The sequence below is a fragment of the Flavobacterium sp. Leaf359 genome (assembly GCF_001423985.1).
Lineage (GTDB): Bacteria > Bacteroidota > Bacteroidia > Flavobacteriales > Flavobacteriaceae > Flavobacterium > Flavobacterium lindanitolerans.
This window is the reverse complement of the sequence record NZ_LMPW01000013.1, coordinates 259,797-278,865: the sequence shown is the minus strand read 5'-3', so window position 1 is coordinate 278,865 and position 19,069 is coordinate 259,797. Positions and strand designations below refer to the sequence as shown.

Annotated in this window: 10 protein-coding genes; 5 read left to right on the top strand and 5 right to left on the bottom strand. The window is 38.8% G+C overall.

Annotated elements, in window-relative coordinates:
• Positions 1–48: 48 nt before the first annotated feature.
• A complete protein-coding gene (locus ASG38_RS13745) occupies positions 49–1,611 on the top strand; it encodes a hypothetical protein (RefSeq protein ID WP_056072139.1) in 1,563 nt (520 codons plus the stop codon).
• Between the two features lie 100 nt (positions 1,612–1,711).
• Here the strand turns inward: ASG38_RS13745 and ASG38_RS13740 are convergent, their stop codons facing one another.
• The 5 genes from ASG38_RS13740 to ASG38_RS13720 all read right to left on the bottom strand — a co-directional run bounded on the left by ASG38_RS13740 (position 1,712) and on the right by ASG38_RS13720 (position 13,265).
• Positions 1,712–4,468, bottom strand: a complete 2,757-nt coding sequence (locus ASG38_RS13740; protein ID WP_056072540.1) for an AsmA-like C-terminal region-containing protein — start codon at positions 4,466–4,468, stop codon at positions 1,712–1,714.
• 125 nt (positions 4,469–4,593) lie between these two features.
• Positions 4,594–7,497 carry an alpha-amylase family glycosyl hydrolase gene (locus tag ASG38_RS13735; RefSeq protein ID WP_056072137.1) on the bottom strand — a complete coding sequence of 968 codons (2,904 nt, stop codon included), beginning with the start codon at positions 7,495–7,497 and terminating at the stop codon, positions 4,594–4,596.
• A 58-nt stretch (positions 7,498–7,555) separates the two neighbouring features.
• The gene (locus tag ASG38_RS13730) at positions 7,556–8,680 is read right to left on the bottom strand and encodes a SusE domain-containing protein (protein WP_056072134.1); all 1,125 of its coding nucleotides are present in this window, start codon (positions 8,678–8,680) and stop codon (positions 7,556–7,558) included.
• 22 nt (positions 8,681–8,702) lie between these two features.
• Complete coding sequence (locus ASG38_RS13725; protein ID WP_056072537.1) at positions 8,703–10,304, bottom strand: RagB/SusD family nutrient uptake outer membrane protein; 1,602 nt, start codon at positions 10,302–10,304, stop codon at positions 8,703–8,705.
• Between the two features lie 12 nt (positions 10,305–10,316).
• Positions 10,317–13,265: a TonB-dependent receptor gene (locus tag ASG38_RS13720; protein WP_056072132.1), complete on the bottom strand. Its 2,949-nt coding sequence runs from the start codon at positions 13,263–13,265 to the stop codon at positions 10,317–10,319.
• A 226-nt stretch (positions 13,266–13,491) separates the two neighbouring features.
• Between ASG38_RS13720 and ASG38_RS13715 the strand changes: the two genes are divergently transcribed.
• From ASG38_RS13715 to ASG38_RS13700, 4 genes are all read left to right on the top strand, one after another.
• Complete coding sequence (locus ASG38_RS13715) at positions 13,492–14,517, top strand: LacI family DNA-binding transcriptional regulator (protein WP_056072130.1); 1,026 nt, start codon at positions 13,492–13,494, stop codon at positions 14,515–14,517.
• Between the two features lie 204 nt (positions 14,518–14,721).
• Positions 14,722–16,068 (top strand): MFS transporter, encoded by a 1,347-nt coding sequence (locus ASG38_RS13710; RefSeq protein WP_056072127.1) that lies wholly within the window; start codon positions 14,722–14,724, stop codon positions 16,066–16,068.
• Positions 16,069–16,072: 4 nt separating this feature from the next.
• Entirely contained in the window at positions 16,073–16,729 is a 657-nt protein-coding gene (gene pgmB / locus ASG38_RS13705; protein WP_056072125.1) for a beta-phosphoglucomutase, read from the top strand.
• 1 nt (position 16,730) lies between these two features.
• Positions 16,731–19,040 (top strand): glycoside hydrolase family 65 protein, encoded by a 2,310-nt coding sequence (locus ASG38_RS13700; RefSeq protein ID WP_056072122.1) that lies wholly within the window; start codon positions 16,731–16,733, stop codon positions 19,038–19,040.
• Positions 19,041–19,069 lie beyond the last annotated feature (29 nt).

Genomic DNA, 19,069 nt, shown 5'->3' with positions numbered 1-19,069 from the left:
CCCGCTTTTTTATTTTTATATTTAAGTGCGTAACAAAAAGAAAACTTTATGGTTTGGTGGAAAAAGACATTGATTGGAATCGGGATTCTTATAGTACTGGCCTTGATTTTGAATATTGGCCTGAACTATTGGATACGCAAACAGCTACCTGTCATTATCAACGAAAACAACAATTCGCCCTATCAGATTACTTACAAAACTCTTGAGGTTGCTCTGTTTGATGGAAATGCTATTGCCAAAGAAATTACCGTTGTTCCAAAATCATCCTTAAAGAAAACAGATGTTAAAGCAGGAATCTATACTACTATCCAAAGTATAAAAATAGAGGGAATCAGCGCCTGGTCTATTTTGTTCAGCAAAAGGATTGTTGCCAAAAAGATTATAATCAACAAGCCTGAAATTATCCTTTTTAAAGATAATGACCGGGCTTTAAATGACCCGAACAGTATTCGGGATAAGGTGGTCGCTCCTTTTAAAAATACGATTTCCGTATCTGACATCTATCTTTTAAATTCCAGTCTACAGATTATTTCCACGACCGATAATAAGGCGTCACTGATTGTGCATAATTTATCGATGCAGCTTGACGGCATTCTGCTGGACGACACTACATTAAAAGAGAAAATTCCTTTTACTTATAAAAATTTTGAAATTGCCTGTGATAGTATTTATTATCGTGCCAACGAGTTTTACCATCTGACAGCTAAAAAAATACATACTGACAAATCTGACTTAAAAATAGCCGATTTCCGTATGATTCCGGAATACGATCGTGGTGAATTTGTGAGAAGGATTCCCAAAGAAAAAGACATTTATACTATCAATGCCCAGGAAATAAAAATAAATAATATGAACTGGGGATTTAAAGACAGTGTTTTTTATTTCAATTCTACGAACGTCTTTTTGGAAAAGGTTTTTGCCAATATCTATCGCCCAAAAATGCCGCCGGATGACCTTTCAAAAAAACATTTGTATAACAAGCTGCTACGTGATATTAAATTCCCGCTTCATGTAGATACGCTTGCCGTTCGCGAATCTACGCTGGAATATGAAGAGGAAAAAACTTTTGAAAAAGGAGCAGGATTACTTTCTTTCAACAAGTTCAACATGTTTGTAACCGATATTAATAGCGGTTACGGGCATAAAAAACTGCCTGATGTAAAAATTACTGTCAATTGCAGATTTATGAATGTTTCGCCTATGAAGGTAAACTGGCGATTTAACGTAATGGATGTATCTGACGGCTTCAACATCAAAGGAAGCATATTCCAATTTCCTGCAAACCGGCTAAAACCTTTTACGAAGCCTTATATGAACGCATCTGTTGAAGGAATGCTTAATGAGGTATATTTTAATTTTTCAGGGAACGACGTAAAATCCAAAGGAGATTTTGCCATTAAATATGACGATATAAAAGTGACTCTTTACCAGAAAAAGAACCCGAAGAAAAAGAACAAATTTCTTTCTGCCGTGGGTAATCTGTTCGTAAAAAACGATTCTGATGAAAAGGTTGTGGAAGCAGAAGTCGAAGTTGAGAGAATCCCGGAAAAATCATTCTATAATTTCTTTTGGAGGAATATTGGCGAAGGATTGAAAAAGACGCTTTTATAGTTTTATATATAGTGTTTTGCGCCTTAGCGTCTTTGCGAGCAACTATTTCTCGCAGAGACGCTAAGGCGCAAATTTATTTGATGTAAAATTTAAATCTTATTTATTGACCTTCCGGCTTGGTTTCTTCTATTGCTTCGCCTGTTTTGCTGAATACTTTGATTTTAGGATTGTCTTGTGTTCCGGCAACCACGACAGGAATACCGATTAATCCGAATGGTGGCAATCCTACACGTATTCTGAGATTCAGCTTTCCGTCAAAGCTTGTTTCTCCTTGCAGGCGCAGTCTGAAAAGTGCCACTTTCATTTTGGTCTGCTCTATTGTAATAATATTGTTTTTAATCCTTGATTTGATGTCTACCTGACTCAAATCCGGATTGTCAATGCTTTCAAAATCAGTTTTGCTGCTTAGCTGGTTAAACAGTTTCAGTCCGTTGACTTTTACTTTGCTCAATGACACCACTCCCTTTCCTTCCAATGAAGGATAAACCGGTTTCATTTCTTCATTTAACTGGCCTTTTACGGTATAATCCAAAGAAATGATTCCTTCAGCTTTTTCTGCCGCTGTAGCCAAATTTCTAAACATTTCAATTTCGTTATAGGCTTTTTTAACGTTGAAATTTTTAGCTACGAAGTGGATATCGAAATTTGCCTTTTTAGCAGTAATATCATCGTAAAAACCATTAATACCAACACGGCATCCAATAATTCCAAATCCGATTTTCTGGAAAAGGAGCTTGCCCCTGTCTAAAGACGTGCTTCCGGTAACATTGTCCAGGATGAGTCCGTCGTATTCCAGTTTTTTCACATTCGCCAACAGCGATAGTTTCAAGTTTTCAGGCAGGAGAATTACTCCCGAAGCTGCTGCTGTTTTAGTATCCGGAACCGTTTTTTTCTCAACTCCTTTTCCTTTTTCAGCAACCGGTTCCTGAGCCATAAACTCATCGGCAACCACCAATCCGGAATTTACTTCAAAGTTTCCTTTGAGTGTGGCATTTTTCTCAAAAACGAAATTGATGACGTTTTCAAGTCGGCCTTTCATTGCAAAATCAGATTTTCCATAGTTAGCGCTGAATTTGTCAAAATTCATCTTGTCCTGATGGAAGGTAAAGAGCCCTTCTCTGATAAAAAATGGTTTCGGAAATAATTCTGAAGTTGTTTTTATATCACGCAGCAATAAACTGCCTTTGTTGTTTAGTTTACTGTATTGTCCGGTTGTTGCATAGCTCTGCTTTCCTTTTAGTGACAGGTCTGCTTTTGCATATCCGGTAATATCAAGACCTTTTTGCCTGAAAACCTTATATATTTTTGCAATATCAAGCGTTCCTTTTGCCACGACATCATAATTCACATCGTCAAAATTGGACAGTAGTGCTTTTACATAAACCGGATTTTGTTCAAATACGAAAGAAGCCGGGGCCACGTCAATTTTAAGGTCTTTGTATTGGCCGGTTGTATTTTTGACTGCGGCAACAAACTTGATATCGGTAATCGGGTTCGGGTAATATTCTGTTTTCAGGAAACCGTTCTGAAGGTTAATTTTTCCATCGGTAATCGGGAACAGCCTTTTCTCACTATTGTATTGTCCTTTTGAATTGATATCTGCCAAAAGCACACCTTTCATTTCGAGATTGTTTATTCCCATGGCACCAATAGCTTTTCCCAAATCCAGTTTTGATTTTATTTTAGCCGTCAGGTCAATATTTTTAAGGCCTTTAGAATTTATTTTAGCACTCAGATAATCGTTTCCAACATTAAAATGCAATGTGTCGAGTTTTACCTCCAGTTGTTCTGTTTCTAATGAAGGTAGTTTGGTGTAAAACTTCAGGGAAATATTTGAGGTTTCAAACGGAGCATCTTTATAGGAAATATTTCCTTCCCTGATGTTCATTCCAAATGCCAAATCAGGTTTGCGGTTGAGCGATGCATTGTAATTTCCTTTGAAAGTAAGCAAAAGGTCTGTTCTTCCTTTTACTTTTGTTTTTTCCAACCAGGTAACATATTTAGGAGGCAATGCCGTGAAAAGGTCATTTAGCCTACTGTCTTGGGATTCAATTTTTATATCAATATCATAGCCGTCTTTCAGGAAGTTCATTTTCCCGATAAAACTTATAGGAAGCTTATTAATTTTCAGGTCGTTTTGCTGAAAAACAAAAGACAGCGAGTTGGTATTGATTTTGGTAATAAGGTCGGCATCAATCTTTTTGTTTTCGAGGTATTTTTCACCATCAAAAGTGAAATCCAGTGATTCGATTTTTGCTTCGGTGTACAGGTCAAAAATTGATTTGTCGAGATTACCTTTACCCAGATAATTAAATCCCCGAGCCTGGAGATTTACTTTTGCCGAAATATCCTCATATTTCAGCGCTACATTCCTGATATCAATTCTTTCAAGGCGAATTGAGGTTCCTGTCGTATCTTTTGAAGTTTCTTCTTTGTCTGAAATATATACGTTGTAATTGGCCTGTCCTTTTTCATTTACCTTGACATTGATAAGCCCTTTGGAAACGTAGATTTCATCAATATTTATGTTACCGTCAAAAATCAGATTTTTAAGATTGATTCCAAACGAAACGTCTTTTGCCGCTACCAGCGTATCGTTTTTATAAGGTGCCGAGCCTTTCAATGCGAAATCGTCCAGGGTTACCGTCAGAGATGGGAAGTGTTTAAAGAAAGACAGGTTGGATTCTGAAAAGCTCAATTCGCCATCCAGCTTTTTATTGGCAAAAGCTTTTACCTGTTCTGCAATCCTTCCCGGAAAAAGCATTGGCAAAAGAAACATCAACAACAAGATGCTTGCGATGGTTACTCCTGTAATTTTGAGGACTTTAATCCCTATTTTTTTTAGCGACGTTTTCATAGTGCAAAAATAATGGGATGAAACTTTATTTCCTAACAAGAATTTTCCTGTTTCAAACAAAAATGCCTTTTCAATTTCTCGAAAAGGCATTTTTAAAAATCTAATTTTAAAACTAACTCAAAAAACTATTGTTTCATCAATTTCAGTGTAGCTTCTTTATCTTCTGAATCTATCACTTTAACGATGTACATTCCCTGATTCAGATTTTCTACTGAATATTGGTGTTCGTTGCTAAATTCTCCTTTGAATTCTTTTACCAGCTGTCCGGTAATTGAATAGATGGAGACTTGTTTGGTATCCTTGCTGATATTGAAAATTCCTTTGGACGGATTTGGATATAAGGCTATAGCCGTTGTATTGAAGTCGTTTCTTTCCAATAACGCCTGCTTGTTTCCAAAAACCCTGAAACCGTCAACTTCAATAGGAATAGTCATGTTTGCATCTGTAACGGTGATTGGCGTACCGTCCATCAAATTATACCAGGTTCCTGTATATGGAAAACCTGCTGTAGCGTTGTAAACCGTATTGGTAGCATTGGTCAACACAAAAACATAACTCAATTCTGCCGTTTGTGATGTGCTTGTCCAGATATCGAGCCTTGGTCTTCCGGTTTGCGAAAAATTCCAGGCGTGAGTTCCGTTTTCAAAAACATTTTCACGTTTTTTGAATTCAATCATCTTGGCCCAATCGTCATATATTTTTTTTCTGGCTACATCTCCAAGCCAATTGTTTGCCCATTGTGGTTGTGGTTTTGTATCTAACTTACAGTCACCGGAAGTAGCATCATTGGGTGTATTGACAGTTCCGTTGTTACAGGTAAAAATAGAACTGTTGTAACCCAAATCTCCAAAATGATAAATCATCTTTGGACCGGGAACCAATAAATGCAACGCTCCCATAGCCGACATTCTTGCCAAAGCTTTTGGAAGATTGCCATTAGTCTGACCAGATTCAGTAAGTGCCTTATAGATTACTCTTTCTTCGTCATGGCTTTCTGCATAACCAATAAATCGGTCTGTCGCATCAGCAACTCCTGCTAAATTGGCACTGTTCCCTTTTAAGAAGTTTGCATAGGCGTCTGTCATTTTTCTCCACTGCATGATACCTTTAGAAATTCCGTCAGCATCACCTGTTTTTCTGTAATTTGCCCATTCTACTTCTTCGTTATACGAACCGCCTGCACCTAAATGTTCAAAAATCACGTAGAAATTAGGGTCTATGGCCCATTGCATATCGGCATAATATTTTAGCTTGGCAACACGATCTGCCTGATAATTATTAGTACAACTCTCCTGGGCAGAACTACTTCCTGTGTAAGGACAATTTTGCGTAAATCCTTTGGTTAAATCCCAACGGAAACCATCGATTTTAAAATCGTTCATCCAACGCTGTATGGTTCTTTGTACATAATAACCCGTAAGGTTATTCGGTTCGTTGAAATGATTAAGGTCTCTCCCTACACTGTAAGAGTGCATTGCATTTTGATTGCAATACGGGTTTTCTGTAGTAACACCATTTGCCCAACCGTCGTTATCAGTATCTGTCATCCACATTCTTTCCAATGGCGAACGACCGTAAACGTGGTTTAATGCAATGTCAAAAATAACGGCTATGCCATTTTGGTGGCACAGGTCGATAAATTCTTTCAGCTTTGCCTCTGTGCCATATCTTTTGTCTAAAGCCAAATGGTAGACGGTATTGTAGCCCCAGCTTTCATTGCCTTCAAATTCCATAACCGGCATAAGCTGGATTGCATTTATTTTAAGGTTTTTAAAATAATCTATACGGTCAATCAGATTCTGGTAGGTTCTGTTCGCATCGAAATCTCTTACCAGGACTTCATAAATTACAAGGTCCTTTTTGCTTGGTTTTACAAAGTTAGTTGTCGCTGCACTCCAATTGTAATTGTAAAATGCGTTGGGTCCGGTTTGAAGTACTGTAACTTCCCTTTCCTGGCCAGCCGGATAAGTTGGCAAGTTAGGATAAACACCCAATGAAGCAATTTCCGGATCGTCATACGGACTTAAAACCAATGTGGAGAACGGATCTGCTGTTTTAACCAAGGCAGGCGAATTAGCCGGAAGATTGGTCTGGTCGCAAACCCAATATTGGTAGGTATAAGCTGTTCCGGAAGTCAATCCTGACAGTTCTAACCAAAATTTCCCTGTAGCCGGGTCTTTTTTCATTGCATAGGCTCCCGTAGGCTGCCAGTTGTTAAAGCTTCCTGCTACATATACAAAATCTTTATTAGGTACATTTAACACCAATGTTGCCTTAGTTGGATCTGACGGGTTGTAATTGATTCCATCACCCATTCCGGCCGGCATGGCTGCGCTAATAACACCCGGATTTATAACCACTGCAAAGTTTTTTGTAATTGTAGTTGCTCCCTGAGTCACTTCAAGCGAATAATTCTGGTTTGAAGTAATTCCTGTGTGAACATACGAATAACTTGCGGTACTGGCATTCGTGTTGATGGTTGAACCATTTGATTTTAAAACATAACTGGCATTCCCACCGGTATTGTTTGCCGTTATCGTAAAGTTAGAACCCGAAGCAAGCATGGTGCTGCTGTTTTGAGCAGGTGCTGTCAGGTTCACCTGAAAAGTTCCGACTCTAAGCAGTATATCCTGAGATTTTTTATCTCCATTTCCATTCTTAGCCTTAATAAGAAAACCTATTCTTCCTATTCCTGTCCTATTATAAAAAGCAGTTGGAACAAAACTTATCGAATAGGTATCATTGGCAGAATTATAGGTCAGACGGTTGGCTTCGTTAGAGTTCCCCCAATCGCCATTAGTTGGGCAGTCGGCATTGTTTTGGTCATTCAAATCGAAAGACCATGCCCAAATATAAAGGGCATTGCCTGCAACTCCCCAGGTCGCTTCATTAATACTGCTTCCGTTGAAAGTTAGTGTAATTGACTGGTTCTCTTCAAAAGTCGCCGGCGTTACCGAATAGGTTACGGTTTGTTGTTGCGACCAGGCATAAGAAGCAATCAATAAAAATAATAGGGTAATTTTTTTCATATTGTATTATTTAAAAAAGCTACCTGAAAAATTCAGATAGCTTTTTTATTTTTTTAAATTATCTAGGAATAAAAATATAACGTCTATCAAGATCATTAAACCAGACAGAGTAGTTTCCTTCAGCGGCAACACCCACAAAGTCACCTCCATTAATGCTCATCTGACCTGAAATAGGTGTTCCTCCACCCCAGTTTCCAGGTGTATCCCAGCTATCATTAGCTCTGAATTTTAGTACATCCTGAGTAAGAGCAATATTATCAATTTTCCATAAATGAGGGTTTGCAGTACTATTAGTCATATCAGTATCAGCATCCCAGCCACCTGGTGTAGCAGCACCAATAATTCCTACACTTCCGAAAGTTGGCATAGTAGCAGGATTATAAGTAAATGGCTCTAGTGAATATGTCATTTCCTGAATATCAATAGTTAACTCATAATATCCTGAAGACGGAACAAATATAGGACTTGGCTCATTACTTCCATCAGCACCACTTACGGCCAAGATTCCAGCTCCTGCCGAACCATATTGTGGATGCCAATTTCCAAGAGCCGACAATATTTTTATTCCTTCTCCATTTCCTCCTGTGAAATAACCTGTATAATAAAACTTATATTGATTTCCGGGATCTCTAAACAAAGGTGAATTGCCTGCATTATTGTTATATCCATATTCAGTAGCGTTCCCAACCAAATACAAGTTCTGTAAAGGGACAAAAGCCTGGTATGGAGTTATTGAAATTGTTACAGGGTTACTGTATATTGGCTCAAAAGTATCATTTACACTAGCTTTAACTCTAACTACATATTGCTTTTCTTCCAATGGTACACCGCCTAAAGCAATGGCAGCCGTATTTAAAGTTACGACTGAAACAGCCAACTGATTTGCCCCAATTACTGAACCCAATGAACGTGGCTCTGCAAATTCATCTACTCCATCTGCTGCATCAAGTTGTATTTCATAATTTATGGCAACATCCTGTCCAAAATTGGCGGAAGTCCACATGAATCTTTCTGCCAGGTTATTAGCGCTCTCAATATTCAACACATATGAACCTCCGTCTGGTGCAATCAAGGCCGGTCCATCAATGGCTCTAATTATCGGTCTGTCTTCAACATCGTCCGAGCTACATGAAACAGCCAGGACTGCGAATAATGCAATTAATGATTTTGCTATATTTTTCATATCTATATGATTTTTACTTTTATTAATATCCTGTATTTTGTTGTAAAGTTGGGTTGGCAGCTTTTGCTCTGTCCGGAATCGGGAACAATTTCAAATGATCTGAAATTGGTGCTCCGTTAGCAGAGTTGCCTTTCCATTGCCATAGGTAAGAACCGCCTGTGAATTTTCCAAAGCGAATCAAATCCTGGCGTCTGTGGCATTCCCAATATAATTCTCTGGATCTTTCTGCCAGGATAAAATCCAGGTTAAGATCTCCCTGAGATATAGTACCTGCATTCGCTCTGGTTCTTAAAGCGTTTACATAAGTTACCGCTTGCGAAAGTGAACCTTGACCTCTGACTGCCAATTCAGCATACATCAGATAAGCATCAGCCAAACGGAATAACGGGAAGTCTGTATCGACAAATGCTCCTGTTGGATTTGAACCGTTAGAACCATCGGATCTTTTGTTAGTCCATTTAGTTACTGCATATCCTTGCGTTTCGTCAGCAATACTGGCAATATCCAAAGTCTGTCCTGTTGTATGGAACATCGCTCTGTTATCTGAAGCTCCTGTTACATCGGCAAATTTGTTTACAAATTCTCTTCTTGCTCTTAGTCCTTTCCAACCACCATCAACTCCAAAGTCGCTCGCGTTCATTGAACTCAAAATAGAAGCGTGAACTAAATAATTGGTTCCTCCACTGGTTGTGTATTGACCATCAAAACGTACCGGGAAAATAAATTCATTTTGCGCACCATTCACATCGTTATCTGCCATAAACAAATATTTGTAAGGAACGTTGGCAATCTGGTAAGTTGAGTTTAAAACTGCCTGTAATGCATCTGCAGCTTCCGCATATTTAGGCTGCCCTATGTATACCTCAGCATTCAAATACAGTTTTGACAAAAGCATTTTTGCGGCAATCTTGTCAACTCTTCCGTATTCATTCGTTCTTGACTCTTTCAAATCAGCATCAATAGCAATCAATTCATCTTTTATGTAATTGAAAACATCGATTTTCTCTCTCTGTTGCGGATAAAAGAATCCAACAGGATCATTTTCTGTAACAATAGGCACACGTCCAAACAAATCCATTGCATGGTAGAGTGACAATGCTCTCAAAAATCTGGCTTCTGCTCTGTACGATTTCATATCGTTCAGGATAGCCGGATCAACATTTCTGCTACCTACTTTATCCGGAGTCGATTGTCTCAGAAACTCATTTGCCAAACTGATTTGGTAAAAGGTTCTGGAATACATTACATAAATGAACTCGTTGTTGCTTGTCCATGTATGAGAGTTCATGGATGGCAAGTTACCATCCTGCCACGCTATTACCGACTCATCCGTTGGTAACTGTTGCAACGTATAGAATGCTCTCAAATAAGGACTGAAGTCATTTCTGATTCCTTGCAAATCTTCACCTCCATCACCTTCCCCATTTCCGGCTTTTGCCAATCCAAGGTAAAGTTTTGCCAAAAACATTCTGTAAGCTTGAGGGTTTTCGTAGAATTTTTCAGCTGTAAAGTCATCATCATCCTGTGGCATTACATCTAAATCGTCCGTACAGGAAACGCCTATTGCCATAATGACAAGCAATAGCAGCGCTTTCTTCCCTAGTATGTCTAACATTTTTTTCATTTTCATATTTTTTTAAAAATCTATATTAAATCCTAGCATGAACATTCTTGGTCTTGGATAGATAGTCTTATCAATACCGCCATAAATTTCAGGATCTACTCCGTCATAGTCCGTAATTGTAAATACGTTCTGAACGGCTCCATAGACTCTGAATTTGGATTTCTTTGTAGCAAAAGGATTTTGGATGGTATATCCTAACGTGATGTTATCTAATTTGAACCATGATGCATCCTGAATATAATAATCAGAGAAAAGTCTGTTGTTTCCTTCCAATTGGAAACCTGAGTTCAAATAATCGGAATTAATGTTGCTGATTACGTCATTATAACGAACACCAGCCTGCAACACACCTTTGTTTGAAGCAACGTTATTATACATATAGTTCCCTAAGCTGGCTCTCCATGCAAATGAAAGGTCAAATTGCTTATAGCTCATATTGTTCATCATACCAAAAGTGTAATCTGCATTTGGTTTTTTGTATCTGTATTGGTCGGCTGTTGAAATAACACCATCCTGGTTTCTGTCAACATATACACCTTCAACCGGTTTTCCGTTTGCATCATATACTTGTTCATATACGTAAAATGCATTAGGGCTGTATCCAACAGAGTTGATTTGGATTTTGTTTCCACCACCACCGTCAATATCGCCTACAGGGTTATCAGACGGGATGTCTGTAATTTCCTGATTGTTGTATGTTGCATTGAATGTTGTAGTCCAGTTAAATCCTTCTCCACGGAAAATGTCATAGCTTACGCTGAATTCGACACCTTTAGAAGTAAAGTTCCCGTAGTTTCTGAATCCCTGGTTGGCCAGGTTGGCTCCGTCAGGAAAAGGAACAATCGCTAACAGATCAGATGATTTTTTCTCATATAAATCCAAAGACCCTCTTAATCTGTTGTCGAAAAAGCCATAATCAATACCAATGTTTCTGGTTTCGGTTTCTTCCCATTTCAGTCCTTTGTTATAACCTTCAGGTCTTCCTACCGGAACAAAAACGTTTCCAAATTGGTATTGTGCCTGAGTTGTTCCTGTAGTATATCTTTCGATATAAGCGAAACCGTCATTAATATCCTGCTGTCCTGTGATACCCCATCCTAATCTTAATTTAAGATCAGAAACAAATCTCACATTTTTCATGAAACCTTCTTGTGATATTTTCCATGCGAAAGCAGCTCCAGGGAAGTTACCCCATCTGTTTTCTTTAGAGAATCGGGAAGTACCGTCTCTTCTGTAGTTTAAGGTCAATAAATACTTGTCATCAAATCCTAAATTCATTCTTCCAAAATAGGACTGCAAGTTGACTGTAGGTCTTGTAAATACGTCTGGTTGCGCATTTGGATCATAAACGTTTCCTGTTGAGAAACCTACCCATTTGAAGTTTTGGTACGAATAACCTCCTGTTACATCCAAATTGAATTTTCCAATTTCTTTAGAATATACAAGGTAAGCATCTAACAATTTGTTTTCTTTATTTTCATTAAAATAGCTATAGGCACCATAATTCTGGTACGTTCCGCCACTGTAGCTTCCTGTTTGGAAACCGGCAGGGCTAAACGGCGCCAATGTGTTAGTCCCGTTACCGTCCTGTTTATCAAAACCAACATTCACAACCGCTCTGATGTCTTCAAAGAAATGCAGTTTATAGTCAACCTGGAAATTACCATACATTTTACGGTTGTCTGTAATGTTTCTTCTTTGATTTAGCAGCGATACCGGGTTCTGTTGTGCTCCGGTAACTACTCTGTCTCCATCTGGCTCAAGCCATTCGAAATAACCTCCAAAATAAGAAGAAGGATCATAAACCGATTGTGTAGGGTCAAAGCTTAAAGCATTACCAATAGCTCCTTCATCTGCAAAACGGTTGTCCTGCCATGAAATATTAGCATTCAGGTTAATTTTCAAATGGTCATCAAAAAATGATGGGTTTAACGCCAATGAAGTTGTAGTCCTTTTAAATTCTCCTGTTTTTAATAAACCTGGAATTTGAGTATAACCAACAGACAATCTGGCCGGCATAACCCCAAATAAGTTTCCTCTGATAGATAGGTTATTATCTACAGACATACTGGTCTGGAAAATTTCATCCTGCCAATCTGTTTTTGCATTTCCAAGCAATCCTATTTGTGTTGGCGAACCTACCTGGTTTACTAATGCTCTGAATTGGTCGGCAGACAATACGTCTACTTTTTTAGCCAATGTATTTACGGTAGTCACAGAATTGAAACTAACCTGCATATCGCCCTGGCTTCCTTTTTTAGTTGTAATGATGATGACACCGTTCGAAGCTCTGGAACCGTAGATTGCCGTAGCAGAAGCATCTTTCAAAATAGAGAAAGACTCGATGTCATTCGGGTTTATAGAAGCCAATACGCTTGTAGAACCCCCACTTGCTTCATTATCTAAAGGAAGACCGTCAATTACAATTAACGGATCATTTTTGGCGTTCAAAGAAGAGCCTCCACGAATTCTGATTGTAGACCCTGAACCCGGCGCTCCGCTGGTTGTAATGTTCAAACCTGCTACTCTACCATTTAACAGGTTTTCTGCAGTTGCATTTAAGCCACGGTTAAAATCTTTTTGAGAAATTACCTCTACGGCTCCGGTAGCATCCTTCTTTTTAACAGAACCATATCCTACTACAACAACCTCATCCAATTGCGAAGCATCTTCCTGTAAAATAACACTAATAGTATTTTGTGAAGAATAAGTGATAGTGGTAGGTTTATAGCCCAAAAAAGAGAACGTAATTACGTCCCCCGATTTTACTCCGGAAAGCGAAAAGTTTCCATCAAAATCGGTTGTGGCTCCATTGGTACTGCCCTGGACAGTCACACTGACTCCCGGCAAGGGCAATCCTGAAACCTCATCTCTGACATTTCCATTTAACGTGTTCTGTGCCAGCACACTAAACGGAAGCATCAGTAATAAAAGCAACAACTTTTTGTAAATTGTTTTCATACATTTTGTTTAGGTTAAAAATGAGTTTGTTTACCTTATATTTTTACTTCGAATGTTAAATCTATGTAAATATTTTAGACAAAAAAATCGTTTTCGTAAAAGCACCAACCGAAAACGTTTGCGTGTTGAAAACTTTAGCAAATACTCAGATTTTTTACCCGAAAATCGCTATTAATAAAAATTAAATTTATCTTTATTCAGAAATATTTACCTGACATTAAATACTATGCGAAAAAAAGTCACGCTAAAGCAAATTGCCAAAGAATTAGACGTATCGATTTCAACTGTTTCAAAATCGTTAAGAGACAGTCCTGAAATTAGTGAAGACACCCGCCAAAAAGTCCAGGCTTTTGCCAAATTATACAACTACAAACCCAACCTGATTGCCCTAAGTTTAAAAAATAAAAAAACCAAGACAATCGGCGTCATTATTCCTGAAATTGTACACCACTTTTTTGCCACCGTCATTAGCGGTATTGAACATGTGGCTAATGAACACGGCTATAATGTTATCGTAACGTTATCTGACGAATCTTTTGACAAGGAAGTAATCAACATGGAAATGCTTGCCAACGGAAGCATTGACGGTTTTATCATGTCGCTTTCCAAAGAAACTCAGCACAAAAAAGATTTCCACCATATTACCGAGGTTATCAATCAGGGAATGCCTGTGGTTATGTTTGACCGTGTGACAAACGATATTTTATGTGACAAGGTTATTATTGACGATAATCTGGCTGCCTATGAAGCGGTTCAGGATTTAATCGACAAAGGATTCAAAAAAATTGCACTCATTACTACCGTTGATTATGTCAGTGTTGGAAAGCTTCGTACAGACGGATACATCAAGGCACTTAAAACAAACAATATCCCTGTTGACCCAAAACTCATATTGAAAATAGAAGATATTGACATCTGCGAACATCAAATTGAAGAACTCATTAATAATAATGAAATCGATGCTGTTTTTGCTGTAAACGAATTATTTGCCGTAACGGCCATTAAAGCCGCAAAGAAAATAAACCTTAAGGTTCCGGAAGATATTTCGGTTATCGGATTCACAGATGGCATTATTTCCAAATATTCTTCACCAAGCATTACTACAGTAAGCCAGAATGGAATAAAAATGGGTGGCAAAGCGGCCAAGATGCTTATTGAAAGATTAGAATCAGAACAGGAAGAAGACGAACATTACAGAACGGAAGTTATAGAAACTCACCTCGTATTACGAGAATCTACGCCATCGTTGTAGTTGCAATCAAAATGCTGAATATCAAATAAATAAAAATATATTTTTCCTCTTTTGCCGATTGTTAAATATTCCATTTTTAATTTCGGGTATAAAAAAATTATATATTTGTAACGATTATCAATGCTTATATTTTTACTTCGAACGAAAGATTAAGTCTTGATAAGCCATTAACGCTTATCGTATATCAATCAACAAATTACGATAATGAAAAAGCGTAAATTAAGTTTTCTGGATATCTGGAACATGAGTTTTGGCTATCTGGGAATACAAATGGGATTTGCCTTGCAAAATGCAAATGCCAGTAGAATTCTACAAATCTTCGGCGCCGACGTACACAGCCTGTCATGGTTTTGGATTGTTGCCCCACTAATGGGATTGATTGTCCAGCCAATTATAGGCCACTACAGCGACAGAACCTGGACACGTTTTGGCAGAAGAAAACCTTATTTTTTAATCGGTTCGGTTTTGGCAGCACTGGGATTAATACTCATGCCACAATCTGCAATGCTCACTGCTTTTATGCCTGCTCTTTGGGTAGGTGCAGGAATGCTCATGATTATGGATGCTTCATTCAACATTGCAATGGAGCCTTTCCGTGCCTTAGTAGCCGACCTGCTTCCTGCCGACCAGAGAACATTGGGTTTTAGCGTGCAAACCGCCCTGATAGGGTTTGGTGCCGTAATAGGTTCGTGGCTTCCGTATGCCTTAAACAAATGGTTTGGAGTTTCCAGTGAAGCTCAACCGGGTGAAGTTCCTTATCATTTAATCCTATCCTTTATTATTGGTGCCGCCGTTTTGGTTGGAGCCGTATTATGGACCATTTCTACTACCAAAGAGTATTCGCCGGAAGAACTGGAAGCTTTTGATAAGGCAGAAGGAATCGTCCATGAGGAAGAAGAAAAAGGAAGCCTGTTGAATATTTTCAGTGACTTTGGAAACATGCCTCAAACCATGAGACAACTCGGATGGGTACAATTCTTTTCCTGGTTTGCGTTATTTGGAATGTGGGTTTTTACGACTCCGGCTATAGCACACCACATCTATGGACTTCCATTAGAAGACACGAACAGCAAGACCTATCAGGAAGCTGGCGACTGGGTGGGAATCATCTTTGGAGTTTACAATGCCGTTTCGGCTGTGTTTGCCTTCTTTTTACCGGCAATCGCTAAAAAAATAGGACGAAAATCTACACATGCTTTTTCATTAATCGTGGGAGGAATCGGGCTGATTTCAGTTTATTTTGCACCAAGCCCAAACTGGCTAATCGTCTCAATGATTGGAGTTGGTATTGCATGGGCAAGCATTCTTGCTATGCCTTATGCCATCCTTTCAGGCTCTATTCCGGCCAAAAAGATGGGTGTCTACATGGGAATTTTTAATTTCTTCATTGTAGTTCCCCAAATCATCAACGCCATCATTGGCGGACCTATCGTTAAATACATTTATGGCGGTAACCCAATCTATGCCATTGTAACCAGCGGAGTCGCTTTCATCATCGCTTCCTTTTTTGTGTTGCGGGTAAAAGATACTGACGACACCGTAAAACAATAAACCATTGAAAACAAAAGCATTTATATTCGATTTAGACGGAGTAATCGTCGATACCGCCAAATATCATTATCTGGCCTGGCAAAAAATAGCCAACCAGCTGGGTATTGAATTTACTCCGGAACACAATGAAGAACTAAAAGGGGTAAGTCGTGTACGTTCGTTAGAACTTATACTTCAATTAGGAAAAATAGAAGCGAGTCAGGAAGACAAAGACAAATGGCTTACGCAAAAAAATGAGGATTACCTGTCTTATCTGGTAGATATGGATAATAGCGAATTGTTGCCGGGAGTACTGCCAGTTCTGCGTTATCTGAAAGAAAGAAAACAACTGATTGCTTTGGGCTCTGCCAGCAAAAATGCCAGACCAATCCTGGAAAAAACAGGCATTATCCACTATTTTGATGCTATAGTCGATGGCAATGATGTTTCCAATGCCAAACCCGACCCGGAAGTTTTCCTTAGGGCAGCAGAATTATTAAACACCGCTCCTGAAAATGCTATCATTTTTGAAGATTCTGTAGCCGGCATACAGGCTGCTAACATTGCAAATATGACAAGCGTAGGAATCGGAGAAGCAAAAATTCTGCACGAAGCCGATTATATTTTCCCTGACTTTACCCATATAGAAACAAATTTCATAGAAACTTTAGTGAATAAATAAAATGAATCAAGATTATATAGTACCAAATAATTGGTCAATCATAGAAGAAGGATTTGATGCAGAAAGAATAAAATCTTCCGAAAGTTTATTTAGTATTGGAAACGGTGCCATGGGACAGCGTGCCAATTTCGAAGAAAGCTATTCCGGAGAAACTTTTCAGGGAAGCTATATTGCCGGAATCTACTATCCGGACAAAACAAAAGTGGGTTGGTGGAAAAATGGCTACCCGGAATATTTTGCCAAAGTGCTCAACGCACCCAACTGGATAGGAATAGACATTGAAATTAATGGCGAAAACCTCGATTTAAATACCTGCACAGAAGTCACGAATTTCCAGCGCGAATTAAATATGAAAGAAGGATGGTACCACCGTTCTTTTGAAGCCACATTAAAAAACGGAACCCAAATAAAAGTAGATGTCCGTCGTTTCCTTTCGCTCAATTCTGATGAATTAGGTGTTATTAATTATGAAATTACACCATTAAATAAAGACGCAAAAATCGTTTACAAACCGTACATTGATGCAGGAGTAAAAAATGAGGATGCCAACTGGGAAGAAAAATTCTGGGAACCTTTGGAAACAAAACATTCCGGCAACGAAGCCTTTGTTGTTGCCAGAACATTCAAAACCCATTTTAATGTAGCCACCTACATGTCAAACAGCATCTTTTTAAATGGACAGAACCTCAACACTACTCCTGTGAATGTTGAAGCTTCTGCAGAAAAGATTCTTTTCGTCTATGAAACAGAAGCTGCAAAAGGAGAAAAATTATCCATCCAAAAATTTGGTGGCTATACGGTTTCTCTGAACCATGAGAACTCTCAGTTAATTACGGCTGCCCAAAACGTTATTGCCAAGGCAAACGTAAAAGGTTATGAAACCTTATTGCAGGAACAGATTGAAGCCTGGGCAAAAATCTGGGAAATGTCAGACATCACTATCGATGGCGACGTAAAGGCACAACAAGGTATTCGTTTTAATATTTTCCAACTGAACCAAACCTATTCCGGAAAAGATTCCCGATTGAACATCGGTCCAAAAGGTTTTACAGGAGAAAAATACGGCGGTTCAACCTATTGGGATACTGAAGCCTATTGCATTCCGTTTTATATGGCGACTAAAGACCAGCAGGTAGCCCGAAATTTGCTGACCTACCGATACAACCAACTGGATAAGGCAATCGAAAATGCTGAAAAATTAGGCTTTACAAACGGTGCTGCCCTTTTCCCGATGGTCACCATGAACGGAGAAGAATGCCATAACGAATGGGAAATTACCTTTGAGGAAATCCACAGAAACGGAGCTATTGCCTTTGCCATCTACAACTATTACAGATTCACCGGAGATTACAGCTATATTCCTGAAAAAGGACTGGAAGTATTAATTGCTATTGCCCGTTTTTGGCACCAGAGAGCAACGCTTTCAACCGTCAAAGACCAGTTCGTAATTTTGGGAGTTACCGGCCCGAACGAATATGAAAACAACGTAAACAATAATTTCTATACCAACTATCTGGCAAAATGGTGTATTGATTATGCTGTAGAGCAAATTGAAAAAGTACAGAAAGAATATGCCGCTGATTATTCCCGAATTGTTTCGAAAACAAAGCTGGAAGCCGGAGAAATAATCAATTGGAAAAAAGTTGCCGATAAAATGTACCTTCCATATTCTGAAGAACACGACGTTTATCTGCAACAGGACGGATTCCTGGACAAGGAACTGGTTAAAGTTCATGATTTGGATAAAAGCCAAAGACCTATCAACCAAAAATGGTCATGGGACAGAATCCTGCGTTCTCCATACATCAAACAGGCCGACGTTTTGCAAGGATTTTATTTCTTTGAAGACCATTTCTCAAAAGAGCAGCTGGAAAGGCATTTCGATTTTTACGAGCCTTTTACAGTACATGAATCTTCGCTTTCTCCTTGTGTGCACTCCATTCAGGCAGCCACTTTAGGACGCATGGAACAGGCCTATACGTTCTACTTAAGAACTTCGCGTCTGGACCTTGACGATTATAACAAAGAAGTGGAGGAAGGCTGCCATATTACAAGTATGGCCGGAACCTGGATGAGCATTGTTGAAGGTTTTGGAGGTTTGCGTGTCAAAAATGACACCTTGCATTTTGAACCAAAAATCCCGGAGCAATGGCAAGGCTATTCCTTCAAAATCAATTTCAGAAATCAGATATTGCAAGTTTTCGTAAATGCCAGCGAAACTAAATTTACCTTAGAAGGAACTCAGGAACTCACCGTTTATGTCAACGGGAAAGCAGTACTTGTAGAACCCAATACTTTGGTAACCGTATAAATACCACCACCCAACCCTTTCAGAGGTAA